The sequence below is a fragment of the Microbacterium aurantiacum genome (genome assembly GCF_002872075.1).
Taxonomy (GTDB): Bacteria; Actinomycetota; Actinomycetes; order Actinomycetales; family Microbacteriaceae; genus Microbacterium; species Microbacterium aurantiacum_A.
Window position 1 is genome coordinate 273,582 of sequence record NZ_PGGU01000005.1, and the last position, 14,260, is coordinate 287,841.

The following is a 14,260-nucleotide window of genomic DNA, read 5'->3' on the forward strand; positions in this document are numbered from 1 at the left end:
GGTGGCACTCAGTCCAGATCGTCGGCGGCCTGGATCAGGCCTTCGAGCCGGTAGCCGAGCCAGGTGTAGATGCCGTAGCGCGGGTCGTCCGGGTCGTACTGGTCGTCGTCCGTGATCTCCAGTCGGTCGGCGATGACGAGCCGGAGCGCGGTCAGCGTACGCAGCCAGGCATCGATGTCGGCCGCGCGGACGATGACGTCGCGGGGCGCGAGCGCCTCTTCCTCGGCGAGGGATTCGACGTCGACGTCGAATCCCTCGAGGGCCGAGCGGACAGTCGCCGCATCGGTGACCCTGCGGTCGAGGAGGTCGTCCCGGGTGCTGTCCGCGAAGCCACGCGACGCGTCGACGTCTTCCGGATAGGCGTTCGGCGTCAGTCGGGCGATCGCCGGATCGCTCGTGTCGCGCCCGGTGTCGACGAGCTCGATGAAGTCATCGACGAGACGTGACAAGTGGATTCCCTCGAGACGGGCGATGGAGAGCTGAATGGTCTTCTCCTTCACAGCGGGGCCTTACGAACCGTCGCCCACAGTCCATAGTCGTGCATCGCCTGGGCGTGCACTTCCATGGTCTCTCGCGGACCGGTTGCGACGATGGCGTGTCCGTCGTTGTGCACCGCCAGCATCAGGGCGGTCGCCCGTTCCATCGAATACCCGAAGTACGTCCGGAAGACCCGCACGACGTAGCTCATCAGGTTCACCGGGTCGTTCCAGACGACGACCTGCCAGGGCTCCAGCGGTGCGGCTGAGAGGTCAGTGGTCTCCTGGATGTCCGGAGAGATCGACGGCAGGCTCATGCCCACCCCAGCTTGTGCAGCTGCTCGTCATCGATCCCGTAGAAATGCGCGATCTCGTGAACCAGCGTGGTGTGCACCTCGTCGCGGAGCTCGTCCTCGTCATCGCACGCCTCCAGATGGGGCTCCCGATACACGATGATGCGATCCGGGAGTTCGCCCATCCCATACTGGGTGCGTTCGGTGAGGGCCAGACCGTCATAGAGACCGAGAAGGTCGAGGCTGCCGTCCTCTGGGCGATCCTCGACCACGAAGACCACGTTCTCCAGGCCGTCCACCATGTCGTCGGGCAGGCGATCGAGCTCGTCGATGACGAGTTCCTCGAAGGCGGCGGCATCCATGTTCATCACAGCCCAGCCTATGGGGAGAGCGGAGTTCCGAAGATCGTCAGTGCACGAACACCAGCAGCGCGGCCACGGCGATGAACAGGGCGCCGAACACGGAGTTGAGTGTCCGCTGCCCGCGCGGCGATTGCGTGAGCCGGCGGAACGGTCGCGCCGCGGAGGCGAAGAAGCCCCACATGACGATCACGTCGACAAGGATCACCGTGCCGATCAGCGTGAGGTATTGGGGGAGCGGTGGCTCGTCCAGACGGACGAACTGGGGGATGAAGGCGAGGAAGAACACGATCGCCTTGGGGTTGAGCAGATTGACCCAGAATCCCCGCCGGATCATCGACCAGCGACCCTCGCGGGAGACGGGGGCCGCGGTTTCGTCTTCGTCCGGTATCACGGGCCGGGCGAGGATGAGCCGAATGCCGAGGTACACGAGGTACGCGGCACCCGAGTAGCGGATGGCGTTGAACAGGATCTCCGAACTGGAGACGATGAGGCCGACGCCCGCCGCGACGATCACGACGTGCACGATGAGCGCCAGCTGCTGTCCGATCACGCCCCAGATCGAGCGGCGCCAGCCCTGGCTCAGGGCATTCGACATGGTGTTGATGGCACCGGCGCCGGGAGTGAAGCTGATCACCACGCAAGCCGTGAGGAGAGAGAGCCAGACCGTCAGCGACACCTCGACAGTCTACGGTCGTGCCGGACTCGCCCCGCGACGGTGCCGGATGCAGAAGAGGCCCGAACCTCAGGGTTCGGGCCTCTTCATGTATTGGGGTGGCTAACGGGGCTCGAACCCGCGACCCCCGCGACCACAACGCGGTGCTCTACCAACTGAGCTATAGCCACCATGTGCCTACCGGAGAAGGCAACCAGACGATTCTATTACACGTTCGGGGCGAACTCCGACACGGTGCGCGAGGCGATCTCTCGTGCCTGATCGCTGGAGGGTCCGGGCTCGGCGACGAAGACGGCTTCGCGGTAGTAGCGCAGTTCTCTGATCGACTCGAGGATGTCCGCCAGTGCGCGGTGCCCGCCGTCCTTCGCCGGGGCCTGGAAGAACACCCGCGGATACCAGCGACGGGAGAGTTCTTTGATGCTGGAGACGTCGACGTTGCGGTAATGCAGCCAGTTGTCGATCTGCGGCATGTACTTCGCGAGGAACATCCGATCGGTGCCGATCGTGTTGCCGGCGAGCGGAGCCTTGCGCTCCAACGGGACGAACCGCTTGATGTAGGCGAGAGTCTGCGCCTCGGCATCAGCGAGGGAGACGCCGAGCGGGATCTCCTCGATGAGCCCCGAGCTCTCATGCATCTTCGTCACGAAGTCGTTCATGTTGTCCAGTGCCGCCTCGCTCGGCCTGATCACGATCTGGAACCCCGGATCGACGGGTTCGAGCTCGAAATCGGTGATGACGACGGCGATCTCGACGAGCTCATCGACCTGAAGATCGAGCCCCGTCATCTCGCAGTCGATCCAGACGAGTCGATCATTCTCGGACGCAGATACCATGACGCCATCCTATCGACGGCGCAGACATCGCCTTCCGGAGCGCGGTACGGTATTTAGGCCGCCTCCGTAGCTCAGGGGATAGAGCAGGAGCCTTCTAATCTCTTGGTCGCAGGTTCGAATCCTGCCGGGGGCACACCGATCGTGACGACGATCTTCCCTCACGCGTAGCGCAGCACCGCGACCGCATCGTCGGGACGCCAGAACTCTCCGACGATGCGGAACGTCCCGGTGGCGAGGTGCAGTCGCTCGGCGCGGTACCGAAGGCCGAGCGGGTCGGCGACGATGCGCAGATGGCCGAGGATTCGGCCGTTCGCGTCCTGGACGCGCCACAGGTGGTCGGCCGCTCGAACGAGCTTCTCGCGCGTGGTGGCGAGTCGGGGAGTCGCATAGGGGACCTCGGGCAGGGACGTGATCAGGTTGTCGGACATCGGAATCTCCTTTCTGGTTCGAACATATGAGCGACCACCGACATTCGCGCCGAGACCGATTCAGGCGCGCCTGCCTGACCCTTCCTGCACGATTCCGCGGCTGGGATGAAGAGTGCACCGTTCCCGAGTTCGGTGCGTTCCCCCGTGTGTCGGCAGGCGCATCCTGGAGCGATCCGGGCGATCGACCCGGGCATGCAGAGGAGAAGGAAATGACCGACACGCTGACGATCATCGGAAACGTCGCCACAGACCCGGTACTGGGTCGCACGCCCAGTGGGATCCCCGTGACGAACTTCCGGGTGGCGAGTTCCCAGCGAAGGTTCGACAACTCGACCCAGCAGTGGATCGAGACGAGTACCAACTGGTACTCGATCGCGGCGTTCCGGCAACTGGCCGAACATGCGAAGGCATCATTGCGGTCCGGGGACAGCGTCATCGTGACCGGGCGCCTGAAGATCCGCAACTGGGAGGCCAACGGCAAGCACGGCACGAGCGTCGACATCGATGCGGACACGATCGGCCACGATCTTCGATGGGGGACCGCGGCGTACGCTCGCGCCGCGCGCTCCGCGTCGGCCGAGAACCGTGCGCAGGCAGCGGCCGAAGCGAGCGCCGGGCAGGAGGAGGAAGAGAACGCCGTCGATCCTGACGAGGCGATGGCGTTGAGCGCAGCCGTGTGGACGACTCCGGATGCGGCGCCGGAGCTGGCCGATGCCGAGACCGCACCCTACTGAGCGATCGCGAGCGAACCAGGCGTCCCTTCGAGCGATTCAGCGCCGTTGTCGCCAGAGGCGGTCGTCGGAGCACGACCCGTAGACTCGGATCGTGCTCCGACGACCGAACGCCCCTGTTTCGCGCGCGACCCGGGGCGTACTGACCGCAGCGGCCGTCGCGATGCTGCTCACCGCATGCAGTCCCACGCCGAATCCGTCGACGAACCCCGAGCCTGCGGAGAGTGCGCCGGCCGCGACGGAGGCGCCCGAGGCGCCGGCATACGACCCAGCGGGCACGGCCGAGGCCAACCTGCCGGTCTTCACCGCCGTCACGCAGCAGGTGTGGGCTTCGGAACAGCGTGCGTCGGGCCGGGCGTACGTGGATGCTCTGGTTGCGGTCGGATTCGATCGCGCGCTCATGCAGGTCACGCCGGACGAGACCACGGTCGGCAATGCGGTGGAGAGCTTGCAGTTCTCCGTCCGCTGGGGCGATGCGCACTGCCTGATCGGACAGGTGGGACCGTCGACCGGAGAGCCGGTCACCGCCGTCATGGCACAGCTCGCCGAAGGGCGCTGCCTCGTCGGAACCACGCGACCGATCGACTGGTGACCTCGGCGCGGGCCTGGCCCCGATCCCGATGGGGCCACTCGGTCCCGGCAGGTGCGCACAGCGGAGGCCGGTAGGCTGGAGTGTCGATCTTCGACGACACAGAAGGAGCGTTTTCGGTGGCAGAGTACATCTACTCCATGGTCCGTGCCCGCAAGGCGGTGGGCGAGAAGCTCATCCTCGATGACGTGACGATGGCGTTCCTCCCCGGCGCGAAGATCGGCATGGTCGGCCCGAACGGCGCCGGTAAGTCGACGATCCTGAAGATCATGGCGGGACTCGACACCCCGTCCAACGGCGAGGCCAAGCTCTCGCCCGGCTTCACGGTCGGGATCCTGATGCAGGAGCCCGAGCTCGACGAGTCGAAGACGGTGATCGAGAACATCCAGGAGGGCATCGCGATCAAGGCGAAGCTGGACCGCTTCAACGAGATCTCCGCGCTTATGGCCGATCCGGACGCCGATTTCGACGCGCTCCTCTCGGAGATGGGCACGCTCCAGGAGGAGATCGATGCCGCCGACGGCTGGGATCTCGACTCCCAGCTGGACCAGGCCATGGACGCGCTGCGCACCCCGCCCGCGGATGCCGCCATCGCGCCGCTCTCGGGTGGCGAGAAGCGCCGTGTCGCCCTCGCCAAGCTCCTTCTCCAGAAGCCGGATCTGCTGCTTCTGGATGAGCCCACGAACCACCTCGACGCGGAGAGCGTGCTCTGGCTCGAGCAGCACCTGCAGGCCTACAAGGGCGCCGTGATCGCCATCACCCACGATCGGTACTTCCTCGACCACGTGGCCGAGTGGATCGCCGAGGTCGACCGCGGCCGGCTGATCGGCTACGAGGGCAACTACTCGACGTATCTGGAGAAGAAGGGCGAGCGCCTGGAGGTCCAGGGCAAGAAGGACGCCAAGCTCGCCAAGCGTCTCAAGGAGGAGCTGGAGTGGGTGCGCTCCAGCGCGAAGGGCCGCCAGACCAAGTCCAAGGCCCGCCTCGCTCGCTACGAGGAGATGGCGACCGAGGCCGAGCGGACCAGGAAGCTCGACTTCGACGAGATCCAGATCCCCGCGGGCCCGCGACTCGGCGGCATCGTGATCGAGGCGAAGAAGCTGAAGAAGGGCTTCGACGGCCGCTCGCTCATCGACGGCCTCAGCTTCAGCCTGCCGCCGAACGGCATCGTCGGCGTCATCGGCCCGAACGGCGTCGGAAAGACCACGCTCTTCAAGACGATCGTGGGGCTGGAACCGCTGGACGGTGGCGACCTCAAGATCGGCGAGACCGTCAAGATCAGCTACGTCGACCAGTCCCGCTCGAACATCGATCCCAACAAGACGCTGTGGGAGGTCGTGTCCGACGGACTCGACTACATCACCGTCGGCAAGACCGAGATCCCGTCGCGCGCGTACGTCTCCAAGTTCGGGTTCAAGGGGCCGGACCAGCAGAAGAAAGCCGGAGTGCTCTCCGGTGGTGAGCGGAACCGCCTGAACCTGGCCCTCACTCTCAAGGAGGGCGGCAACCTGCTGCTGCTCGATGAGCCCACCAACGACCTCGACGTCGAGACGCTGAGCTCGCTGGAGAACGCGCTGCTCGAGTTCCCCGGCTGCGCCGTGGTCATCACCCACGACCGGTGGTTCCTCGACCGCATCGCGACTCACATCCTCGCCTACGAGGGCACCGACGAGAACCCCGACCAGTGGTACTGGTTCGAGGGCAACTTCGATGCGTACGAGCAGAACAAGATCGAGCGTCTCGGTGCGGATGCCGCCAAGCCGCATCGCTCGACTCACCGCAAGCTGACTCGTGACTGACCTTCGGCCAGGTGCAGCCTCGCCGGCTGAGGGCAGGCTGCACATCCCCATCCACCTGCGCTGGGGCGATCTCGACGCGTTCAATCACGTCAACAACACCTCGATGCTCAAGCTGCTCGAGGAGGCGCGGGTGCGCGCATTCTGGCGGGCAGGACCGGGGGAGGAGGCGCCGTCCACGGCGGTGCTGGACTCCGGCATCGACGAGGGCATCCTCACCCTCATCGCCCGCCAGGAGATCGAGTACCTCGCTCCGGTGCCGTACCAGCGGCATCCGCTCGAGGTGCAGATGTGGTTCGGCAAGCTCGGCGGTTCCAGCATCGAGGTCTGCTACGAAGTTCACAACGACCCGTCGTTCCCGGAGCGTGTGATCTATGCGCGTTCCACGGCGATCATCGTCCTCGTGGATGCCGGCACCGGTCGGCCGACTCGGCTCAGCGACGAGATGCGTGACGCCTGGGAGCCGTTCATCGGCCCGCCGATCGAGTACAACCGCCGCTGATCACCGTACGGGTCAAGGTGCTTCCGGCACCCGCACCATGATCTCCTGCGCGACATTCGCGACCAGGGTGCCGCCCTCGGTGTAGATCCGGCCCGTCGCGAGTCCGCGTCCGCCGCGGGCGTTGGGCGACTCCTGCACGTACAGGAGCCACTCATCGACACGTGCCGGACGGTGCCACCACATCGCATGGTCGAGGCTGGCCACTTTGAGCCCAGGAAGCGACCAATACGCCCCGTGGGCGCGCAGGATCGACTCCTGGATGGTCATGTCGCTCAGGTACGCGAGCGCCGCCCGGTGCAGCACCGGATCATCCGGAAGAGAGGCCCGCATCCGCATCCAGACTCCCTGATGAGGGACGCGCTCGTCGTCGCTCGGAAGGTACAGCGGCGAATCGACGTGGCGGATGTCGGCGGCACGCTCGCTCAGCATCCGCACCACGGCATCCGGAAGGCCGACGACACGGTCCTCGTCGGGGGAGAGCGTGTCAGGGGCGGGAACGCCCTCCGGCATCGGCACGGCATGCTCGAGGCCGGGATCGTCGTCCTGGAAGGACGCGATCATCGAGAAGATCGGCACCCCGTTCTGATACGCCTGCGAGCGTCGCGTCGAGAAGGAACGGCCGTCGTGGATGCGGTCCACGGCGATCGTGATGCCCTGCGAGGAGTCGCCCGGTCTCAGGAAGTAGCCGTGCATCGAGTGCACGGTCCGATTCTCGGGAAGGGTGCGCTCCGCGGCGATGAGGCTCTGCGCGAGCACCTGGCCGCCGTAGATGCGGCCGGTCGGCATCGGATGCGACGTGCCGGTGAAGATGTCCTCGGTCGTCCGTGCCTGCGAGAAGTCCAGATCGAGCACGTCCAGCAGGCGATCGACGGTGTTCCTCGCGTGCGTGTCCGCGCTCATGTGTTCCTCTCCGCGACCGCAGGCATCGCCTGTCGTTGCTAGTTTAGAGGGCGTGCCCCATCATCTCCTTCTCGCTGATCCGGAGACGTCCCGCGACGTGCTGACCTTCGTCGGCCGGGCGAAACGGATCTCAGATGAAGGGGTTCGGCTGCAGGCCGCGAATGGCGTGCTCGCCCTGACGGCTGCCGCTCTCGCACCCCACGGTCTCTTCGACCAGACTCCGACGGTGCTCTCGATGCGCATCGTCCACGTCGACCCCGAACTCGAGTGCGACATCGTCGTGGACTCGCTCGCCGAATCCGATGATGCGCATGCACTCGAGCTTCCGGAGACGGGTCTCTCGCCGGCCTGGGCGGGCATCGCGCCGCCACGCGGCGGGTGGGCGGCGTCCACGACGCTTCCGGCGTCCGTGATCGCGCAGCGCGCTCAGTGGGGCATCTCCGCGGTCGCACGCGGAGCGACCCCCGGCGCCGGCGAGGAGGCGGTTCGAGCATTGCGCGCGGCCATCTGGGGTGAGCCCGACGAGGATCTCGGCGGTCTCCCGCGCGGGGTCGCCTTCGCCGCCGACGCCTTCGGATTCATCTCCGGTGAGGAACAGGTCCAGGTGACGCAGTCCGGCCGCTGGACGCGCCTCGCCTTCCGGCGCGGTCACGTTCTGGCCAGAGGGCCCGTCTCGACGGGGCTCACCGCCGTACGCGGCACCGGTTCCGCCGCCTGATCGAGCGTCCTCTGTCTCAACGTGTGGCTGCGCGGCCGGCCTGGCGACCCGAGAACAGGCACCCGCCGAGGAAGGTCCCCTCCAGCGCACGGTAGCCGTGCACCCCGCCGCCGCCGAAGCCGCTCGCCTCGCCCGCGGCGAACAGTCCCGGGATCGGCGTGCCGTCAGCCCCGAGCGCACGACCGTCCAGGTCGGTCTCGATTCCGCCGAGCGACTTTCGGGTCAGGACGTGCAGCTTCACAGCGACGAGCGGTCCGGCGGCGGGATCCTGCAGGCGGTGCGGCGCCGCAGTGCGAATGAGCTTGTCACCCCGGTAGGCGCGCATCGAGCGGAGCATCCCGATCTGCGCATCCTTCGTGAAGTCGTTCTCCATCTCGCGGTCGCGGGCTGTCACCTCCTGACGCACACGGTCGATGTCGAGCGCATCGCCACCGGGATGACGGCGCATCTGCTCGAGCAGGGTCTCCAGGTCGTTCTCGACGATGAAGTCCTCGCCCTCGTCGAGGAAGGCCTGTACGGGCCCGGTGGGTCCCTTCGCGAGCCTCGACTTCAGCAGCAGCTTCACGTCCTTGCCCGTGAGGTCGGGGTTCTGCTCACTGCCGGACAACGCGAATTCCTTCTCGACGATCTGCCGGGAGGTCACGAACCAGGAGTGGTCGTGGCCTGTGCGCCGGAGATGCGCCAACGTGCCGAGCGTGTCGAAGCCGGGGAACAGCGGTACCGGCAACCGCGCGCCGGTCGCATCGAGCCAGAGAGAAGACGGTCCGGGGAGGATGCGGATGCCGTGCGCGGGCCACACCGGATCCCAGTTGGTGATCCCCTCGACGTAGTGCCACATCCGGTCCCCGTTGATGAGACGGGCGCCGGCGGCTGCACTCACCTCGTGCATCGAGCCGTCGACGTAGGCGGGAACACCGGTGAGCATGTGCTCCGGCGGTGTGCCGAGTCGGTCCGGCCAGGCGGCGCGGACGAGGTCGTGGTTGCCGCCGATGCCCCCGGACGACACGATCGTCGCGGCGGCGGTGACCTCGAAGTCCGCGGCGATGTCGCGAGAGGAGGCGGCGCCGCGGACAGCGTCATCGAGTGCGAGGAGATTGCCTCGCGCACCCGTGACCACACCGTCGGTCACGATCAGTCCCGTCACGCGGTGGCGTGGAAGCACGACGAGGCGCCCTTCCGCCTCGGCCTGTTCGACGCGCACGATGAACGGGGCGACGATCCCGGGACCGGTGCCCCAGGTGATGTGGAACCGGGGGACGGAGTTGCCGGGGCCGAGTGCACCGTAACCACCGCGTTCGGCCCAGCCGACGACGGGGAAGAACGACACCCCACGCTCGCGAAGCCAAGCTCGCTTCTCGCCCGAGGCGAACTCGAGATAGGCCTGCGCCCAGCGGCGCGGCCACTTGTCCTCCGGTCGGTCGAAGGCGGCGTTCCCGAACCAGTCCTGCGACGCGAGTTCGAGGGAATCCCTGATCCCCATCCGGCGCTGTTCGGGGGAGTCGACGAAGAACAGCCCTCCGAAGGACCACCAGGCCTGGCCGCCCAGGTTCGCACGGGACTCCTGATCGGCGATGATCACGCGACGGCCGGCGTCGAGCGCTTCGCAGGCGGCGACGAGACCCGCCAGTCCCCATCCGATGACGAGGACGTCTGTGGACAGGGAGGCGGGGTGGTGCGTCATGATGTCTCCGTTGAATCCTGACTTGCTCGGGTCTCGAGCGTCTGGCGACCGCCCGAAACCGGACCGATGCCAGACGGCTCGAATGTGTTCACCATGGCATAGGCGGCTCGCTCAAGGTAGTCCCAAAGCGTGGCTTCGTGCAGAGGTGACAACTTCGCCTCTTCGACAGCGCTGCGCATGTGCCGGAGCCAACGATCGCGCGCATCGGGGTCGACGTGGAACGGCATGTGCCGCATCCGCAGGCGCGGATGTCCGCGTGTCTCGCCGTACGTGGTCGGCCCACCCCAGTACTGCTCGAGGAACAGCAGGAGCCGCTCCTCGGCAGGACCCAGATCCTCCTCGGGATACATGGGCTTCAGCACCGGGTCATCGGCGACGCCCCGGTAGAACGCGGAGACGATCTTCGCGAAGGTCTCACGGCCGCCGACCTCGTCGTAGAACGTCATTTCGTGTCCTTCGGCTCCGGTGAGTCTTTCGGTGTGTCCTTCTTGCGCCAGATGCCGCGCGAGACCTGTGGTACCCCGGTGACGGCGGTCGGGCGCGTCTTCGGCGGGTTGGCGCCGCGGACGCGCTGGGCGCCCTCCAGCCCCGACGGGACGACAGCAGCCATGCTCGGGACGGCGATCTCCTTGTCGGCGAGAGCGGCGCGCAGTCGCTTGCGCAGCTCCTGCGAGACGTCATCCTTCGCGTTCGCGCGAGCCTTGATCACGACGCGTACGACGAGAGCCTCGCCGCCGATGGACTCCAGCCCCCAGATCTCCGGCTTCTCCACGATTCGCGTGCGCCACTTCGGGTCCTTCGCGAGCCCCTGTGCTGTTTCGAGCATGGTCTGCTCGACGAGGTCTAGATCTGCGTCGGCGGGCACGCCGAGGTCGATGATGGCGCGCGCCCACCCCTGGGACATGTTGCCGATGCGCAGCACCTCGCCGTTTCGCACATACCAGAGCGTGCCGTTCACATCGCGGACCTGGGTGATCCGCACACTGACGTATTCGACGACACCGCTGGCCAGGCCGAGGTCGACCACGTCGCCGATGCCGATCTGATCTTCAGCGACGAGGAAGATGCCGTTGAGCACGTCCTTGACGATGTTCTGCGCACCGAAGCCGAGGCCTGCGCCCACCGCGGCCGTGAGGAGGGTGAGCGAGCCGAGCAGACTCTGGTCGAGAGCGTTGACGGTCAGCACGAGCGCGATCACGACGAGCATCACGTTGACGATGTTCTGCAGGATGCTGCCGAGCGTGCGGGTGCGCTGCACCAGCCGCATGTCCGCGAGGGGCGACCGCTCGAGCGCCTGAGTGTCGTCGACCGCGGCCTTGCTCTTCGCGGTGTCGACGATGCGATGGACGACGCGGCGGATCACCAAGCGCAGGACGAGGGCGATGACGATGCAGCTGATGATGATCAGTGCGACGTGGAGCGCCCTCCACCCGACACCAGTGAGGATGGCGAGCGCCGACTCCCACCAGGCGGGCACGATATCAGCGGGTGGCTCAGTGGTGTCGAAGGGGATCATCATCACCTCTGATCCTACTGATCGGGCCTCTGCGCAGGCTGGAAGCGCTGCGGCAGAGGCCCGATCGAGAGGCGGGGGATCAGTCGTCGGCGTCGCGTGCCTGAGCGGCCAGCGCCCGCTCCACATCCGCCAGGTTCTCCAGGACCAGACGGCGCAGCGCCGGAGCGGCGTCCTGGTTGGCCGAGAGCCAGGCGCGGGTGGCATCGCGGAGCTCGACGTTCCCGAGTGCCGTCGGGTAGAGCCCGGTGATGAGGTACTGGGCGATCTGGTAGCTGCGGGACTCCCAGATGGGCACGAGCATGTCGAAGTAGGCGGGAACGAACTCACCGAGCACGCCCACGCCGGCCGGGTGCACGAAGCCGAGTGCGGCAGCGCGGACGATCGTGTTGGGTGCGTCATCGCGCTCGATGAGCGAGGCCCACGCGGCCCTCTTGGACTCCGCGTCCGGAAGAGCAGCACGCGCCTGCGCCGCGAATTCGCCGCCCTTGGAGGTGTTGTCCGCGGCGAGCGCGGCGTCGATGGATGCCGCATCCGTCGCGCCGATGGTGGCGAGGCCCACGAGCAGCTGCCAGTTGAGGTCGGCGTCGATCTCGAGGCCGGGGAGCGTCTCCTCGCCGGAGCGGAGGCGTCCGACGATGCCGGCGTGCTCCGGGGTTACCAGCGCGTTCGCGAACGCGGTCACGAACTGCAGCTGGCTGTCGCTGCCCGCTTCTGCCGATTCGGCGAGGGCCCACAGGCCGTCGGCGATCTTCTGGCGGGCGGCGGTGCGCTCCGCGGGTGCGACGTAGAGGTTGGCGGCGGTCCGCAGTTGCGCGAGCGTCGTGCGAACCGTGGTCGATTCGGTCTCGCGGCCGATGTTGCCGAGGACGAGGTCGATGTAGTCGGATGCCGCGCTCTCGGCGTCGCGGGTCTGATCCCACGCCGCACCCCAGACGAGCGACCGTGCCAGCGGAGCGCTGATATCGGCCAGGTGGGCGATCGCGGTGGCGAGCGAGCGCTCATCGAGACGGATCTTCGCGTAGGCGAGGTCGTCGTCATTGAGCAGCACCAGGTCGGGCCGCTTCAGCCCGTGCAGCTCGGGGACCTCGGTGCGGTCGCCGTCGACGTCGACCTCGATGTAGTGGCTGCGGACGAGCGCGCCGTCCTGGAGCGTGTAGAAGCCGATGCCCAGGCGGTGCGGACGGATGGTCGGGTAGTCGGCCGGGGCCGTCTGCGTCACGGCGAAACGAGTGATCGTGCCGTCGGCGTCATCGGCGATGACCGGCTCGAGGGTGTTGACCCCGGCGGTCTCGAGCCACTTCTTCGACCAGGTGCTGAGCTCGCGGCCGCTGGTGGCCTCCAGCTCGACCAGCAGGTCGCTCAATTCGGTGTTCCCCCACGAGTGCTTCTGGAAGTACTGGGATACGCCGGCGAAGAACGCCTCGATGCCCACCCAGGCCGCGAGCTGCTTGAGCACCGACCCGCCCTTGGCGTACGTGATGCCGTCGAAGTTGACCTGCACGTCTTCGAGATCGTTGATCTCGGCGACGATCGGATGCGTCGACGGAAGCTGGTCCTGGCGGTAGGCCCAGGTCTTCTCCATCGCGTTGAAGGTGGTCCACGCCTCGGTCCACTCGGTGGCCTCCGCGGTCGCGATGGTCGACGCCCACTCGGCGAACGACTCGTTCAGCCAGAGGTCGTTCCACCATTTCATGGTGACCAGGTCGCCGAACCACATGTGGGCGAGCTCGTGCAGGATCGTGACGACTCGACGCTCCTTGACCGCGTCGGTGACCTTGCTGCGGAAGACGTAGGACTCGGTGAACGTCACCGCACCCGCGTTCTCCATCGCACCGGCGTTGAACTCCGGGACGAAGAGCTGGTCGTATTTGGCGAACGGGTACGGAACCCCGAACTTTGACTCGAAGTACTCGAAGCCCTGGCGCGTCTTGTCGAAGATGTAGTCGGCGTCGAGGTGCTGCCACAGGCTCTTGCGTCCGTAGACGCCGAGTGGGATGACCTTGCCGGAGGCGCTGGTCAGCTCCGAGAAGGTGGACTCGTAAGGGCCGGCGACCAGGGCGGTGATGTACGACGAGATGCGCGGCGTGGGTTCGAAACCCCAGGTGGCGATGCTCTCGGCACCGGCCGAAGCGTCGTGGACGATGGGCTCGGGGGTGGGTGAGTTGGAGACGACCTTCCACGCGGCGGGGGCGGTGATCGTGAACTGGAAGGTGGCCTTCAGATCGGGCTGCTCGAACACGGCGAACACGCGCCGCGAATCCGGCACCTCGAACTGCGAGTAGAGATAGACCTCCTGGTCGACCGGGTCGACGAAGCGGTGGAGGCCCTCACCGGTGTTCGTGTACTCGCAGTCGGCGTCGACGACGAGCACGTTCTCGGCCTTCAGGCCCGCGAGCGCGATCCGGGAGTCCCCGAACACCTCGTCCGGGTCCAGCAGTTCGCCGTTGAGCGAGACTTCGCGCACCTCACGGGCGATGAGATCGATGAACGTGAAGCTCTCCGGCGTCGCGGTGAAGCGCACGACGCTCCGGGAGCCGAAGACCTCAGCACCCTTCGTCAGATCGAGTGCGACTTCGTACGACTGCGTGTCGATGACGTCGCGGCGCTCCTGCGCTTCGATGCGGGTGAGGTTCTCTCCAGGCACAGCTGTACTCCCAGGGGTGAGGGGATGTCACCGCAATGAGACGCGGCTGGCGTCGACGGCAACCATGACAGCCTACGCCAGGAGCCGCGCCGGGCGAGCGCTGAGGGGATACCCATAG

General features: G+C 66.8%; 16 protein-coding genes and 2 tRNA genes. 6 read left to right on the plus strand and 12 right to left on the minus strand.

Going from position 1 to position 14,260, the window contains the following annotated elements; genetic code table 11:
• Positions 1–8 precede the first annotated feature (8 nt).
• From CUR96_RS04305 to orn, 6 genes are all read right to left on the minus strand, one after another.
• Complete coding sequence (locus CUR96_RS04305) at positions 9–500, minus strand: DUF2017 family protein (RefSeq protein ID WP_102192041.1); 492 nt, start codon at positions 498–500, stop codon at positions 9–11.
• Complete coding sequence (gene clpS, locus CUR96_RS04310; RefSeq protein ID WP_102192042.1) at positions 497–793, minus strand: ATP-dependent Clp protease adapter ClpS; 297 nt, start codon at positions 791–793, stop codon at positions 497–499. Before clpS ends, CUR96_RS04305 begins: the two co-directional genes overlap by 4 nt.
• Positions 790–1,137 carry a metallopeptidase family protein gene (locus tag CUR96_RS04315; RefSeq protein WP_102192043.1) on the minus strand — a complete coding sequence of 116 codons (348 nt, stop codon included), beginning with the start codon at positions 1,135–1,137 and terminating at the stop codon, positions 790–792. Before CUR96_RS04315 ends, clpS begins: the two co-directional genes overlap by 4 nt.
• Positions 1,138–1,177: 40 nt before the next feature.
• Positions 1,178–1,807, minus strand: a complete 630-nt coding sequence (locus CUR96_RS04320) for a LysE family transporter (protein WP_102192044.1) — start codon at positions 1,805–1,807, stop codon at positions 1,178–1,180.
• A 91-nt stretch (positions 1,808–1,898) separates the two neighbouring features.
• A tRNA-His gene (locus tag CUR96_RS04325) sits at positions 1,899–1,974 on the minus strand.
• A gap of 36 nt (positions 1,975–2,010) precedes the next feature.
• A complete protein-coding gene (gene orn, locus CUR96_RS04330) occupies positions 2,011–2,637 on the minus strand; it encodes an oligoribonuclease (RefSeq protein WP_102192045.1) in 627 nt (208 codons plus the stop codon).
• Between the two features lie 60 nt (positions 2,638–2,697).
• Between orn and CUR96_RS04335 the strand changes: the two genes are divergently transcribed.
• Positions 2,698–2,770: transfer RNA gene (locus CUR96_RS04335), tRNA-Arg, on the plus strand.
• 25 nt (positions 2,771–2,795) lie between these two features.
• Here CUR96_RS04335 and CUR96_RS04340 read toward each other — a convergent pair.
• Positions 2,796–3,065, minus strand: a complete 270-nt coding sequence (locus tag CUR96_RS04340; RefSeq protein WP_102192046.1) for a hypothetical protein — start codon at positions 3,063–3,065, stop codon at positions 2,796–2,798.
• A gap of 209 nt (positions 3,066–3,274) precedes the next feature.
• On the opposite strand from CUR96_RS04340, the gene CUR96_RS04345 reads away from it, so the two are divergent.
• The 4 genes from CUR96_RS04345 to CUR96_RS04360 all read left to right on the plus strand — a co-directional run bounded on the left by CUR96_RS04345 (position 3,275) and on the right by CUR96_RS04360 (position 6,683).
• Positions 3,275–3,799 (plus strand): single-stranded DNA-binding protein, encoded by a 525-nt coding sequence (locus CUR96_RS04345; protein WP_102192047.1) that lies wholly within the window; start codon positions 3,275–3,277, stop codon positions 3,797–3,799.
• Positions 3,800–3,890: 91 nt separating this feature from the next.
• The gene (locus CUR96_RS04350; protein WP_180968930.1) at positions 3,891–4,388 is read left to right on the plus strand and encodes a DUF6993 domain-containing protein; all 498 of its coding nucleotides are present in this window, start codon (positions 3,891–3,893) and stop codon (positions 4,386–4,388) included.
• 116 nt (positions 4,389–4,504) lie between these two features.
• Complete coding sequence (gene ettA, locus CUR96_RS04355; protein ID WP_102192268.1) at positions 4,505–6,184, plus strand: energy-dependent translational throttle protein EttA; 1,680 nt, start codon at positions 4,505–4,507, stop codon at positions 6,182–6,184.
• The gene (locus CUR96_RS04360; protein WP_102192048.1) at positions 6,177–6,683 is read left to right on the plus strand and encodes an acyl-CoA thioesterase; all 507 of its coding nucleotides are present in this window, start codon (positions 6,177–6,179) and stop codon (positions 6,681–6,683) included. Before ettA ends, CUR96_RS04360 begins: the two co-directional genes overlap by 8 nt.
• Positions 6,684–6,695: 12 nt before the next feature.
• On the opposite strand, the gene CUR96_RS04365 is transcribed toward CUR96_RS04360, so the two are convergent.
• Complete coding sequence (locus CUR96_RS04365; protein ID WP_102192049.1) at positions 6,696–7,583, minus strand: acyl-CoA thioesterase; 888 nt, start codon at positions 7,581–7,583, stop codon at positions 6,696–6,698.
• A gap of 52 nt (positions 7,584–7,635) precedes the next feature.
• Between CUR96_RS04365 and CUR96_RS04370 the strand changes: the two genes are divergently transcribed.
• Complete coding sequence (locus CUR96_RS04370) at positions 7,636–8,301, plus strand: hypothetical protein (protein ID WP_102192050.1); 666 nt, start codon at positions 7,636–7,638, stop codon at positions 8,299–8,301.
• A 16-nt stretch (positions 8,302–8,317) separates the two neighbouring features.
• Here CUR96_RS04370 and CUR96_RS04375 read toward each other — a convergent pair whose 3' ends face one another.
• From CUR96_RS04375 to pepN, 4 genes are all read right to left on the minus strand, one after another.
• A complete protein-coding gene (locus tag CUR96_RS04375; RefSeq protein ID WP_102192051.1) occupies positions 8,318–9,982 on the minus strand; it encodes an FAD-binding dehydrogenase in 1,665 nt (554 codons plus the stop codon).
• Complete coding sequence (locus CUR96_RS04380) at positions 9,979–10,428, minus strand: globin (protein ID WP_102192052.1); 450 nt, start codon at positions 10,426–10,428, stop codon at positions 9,979–9,981. Before CUR96_RS04380 ends, CUR96_RS04375 begins: the two co-directional genes overlap by 4 nt.
• A complete protein-coding gene (locus CUR96_RS04385) occupies positions 10,425–11,501 on the minus strand; it encodes a mechanosensitive ion channel family protein (RefSeq protein ID WP_102192053.1) in 1,077 nt (358 codons plus the stop codon). The genes CUR96_RS04380 and CUR96_RS04385 overlap by 4 nt, the downstream gene beginning before the upstream one ends.
• 76 nt (positions 11,502–11,577) lie before the next feature.
• Positions 11,578–14,142 carry an aminopeptidase N gene (pepN, locus tag CUR96_RS04390; protein ID WP_102192054.1) on the minus strand — a complete coding sequence of 855 codons (2,565 nt, stop codon included), beginning with the start codon at positions 14,140–14,142 and terminating at the stop codon, positions 11,578–11,580.
• Positions 14,143–14,260: the final 118 nt, after the last annotated feature.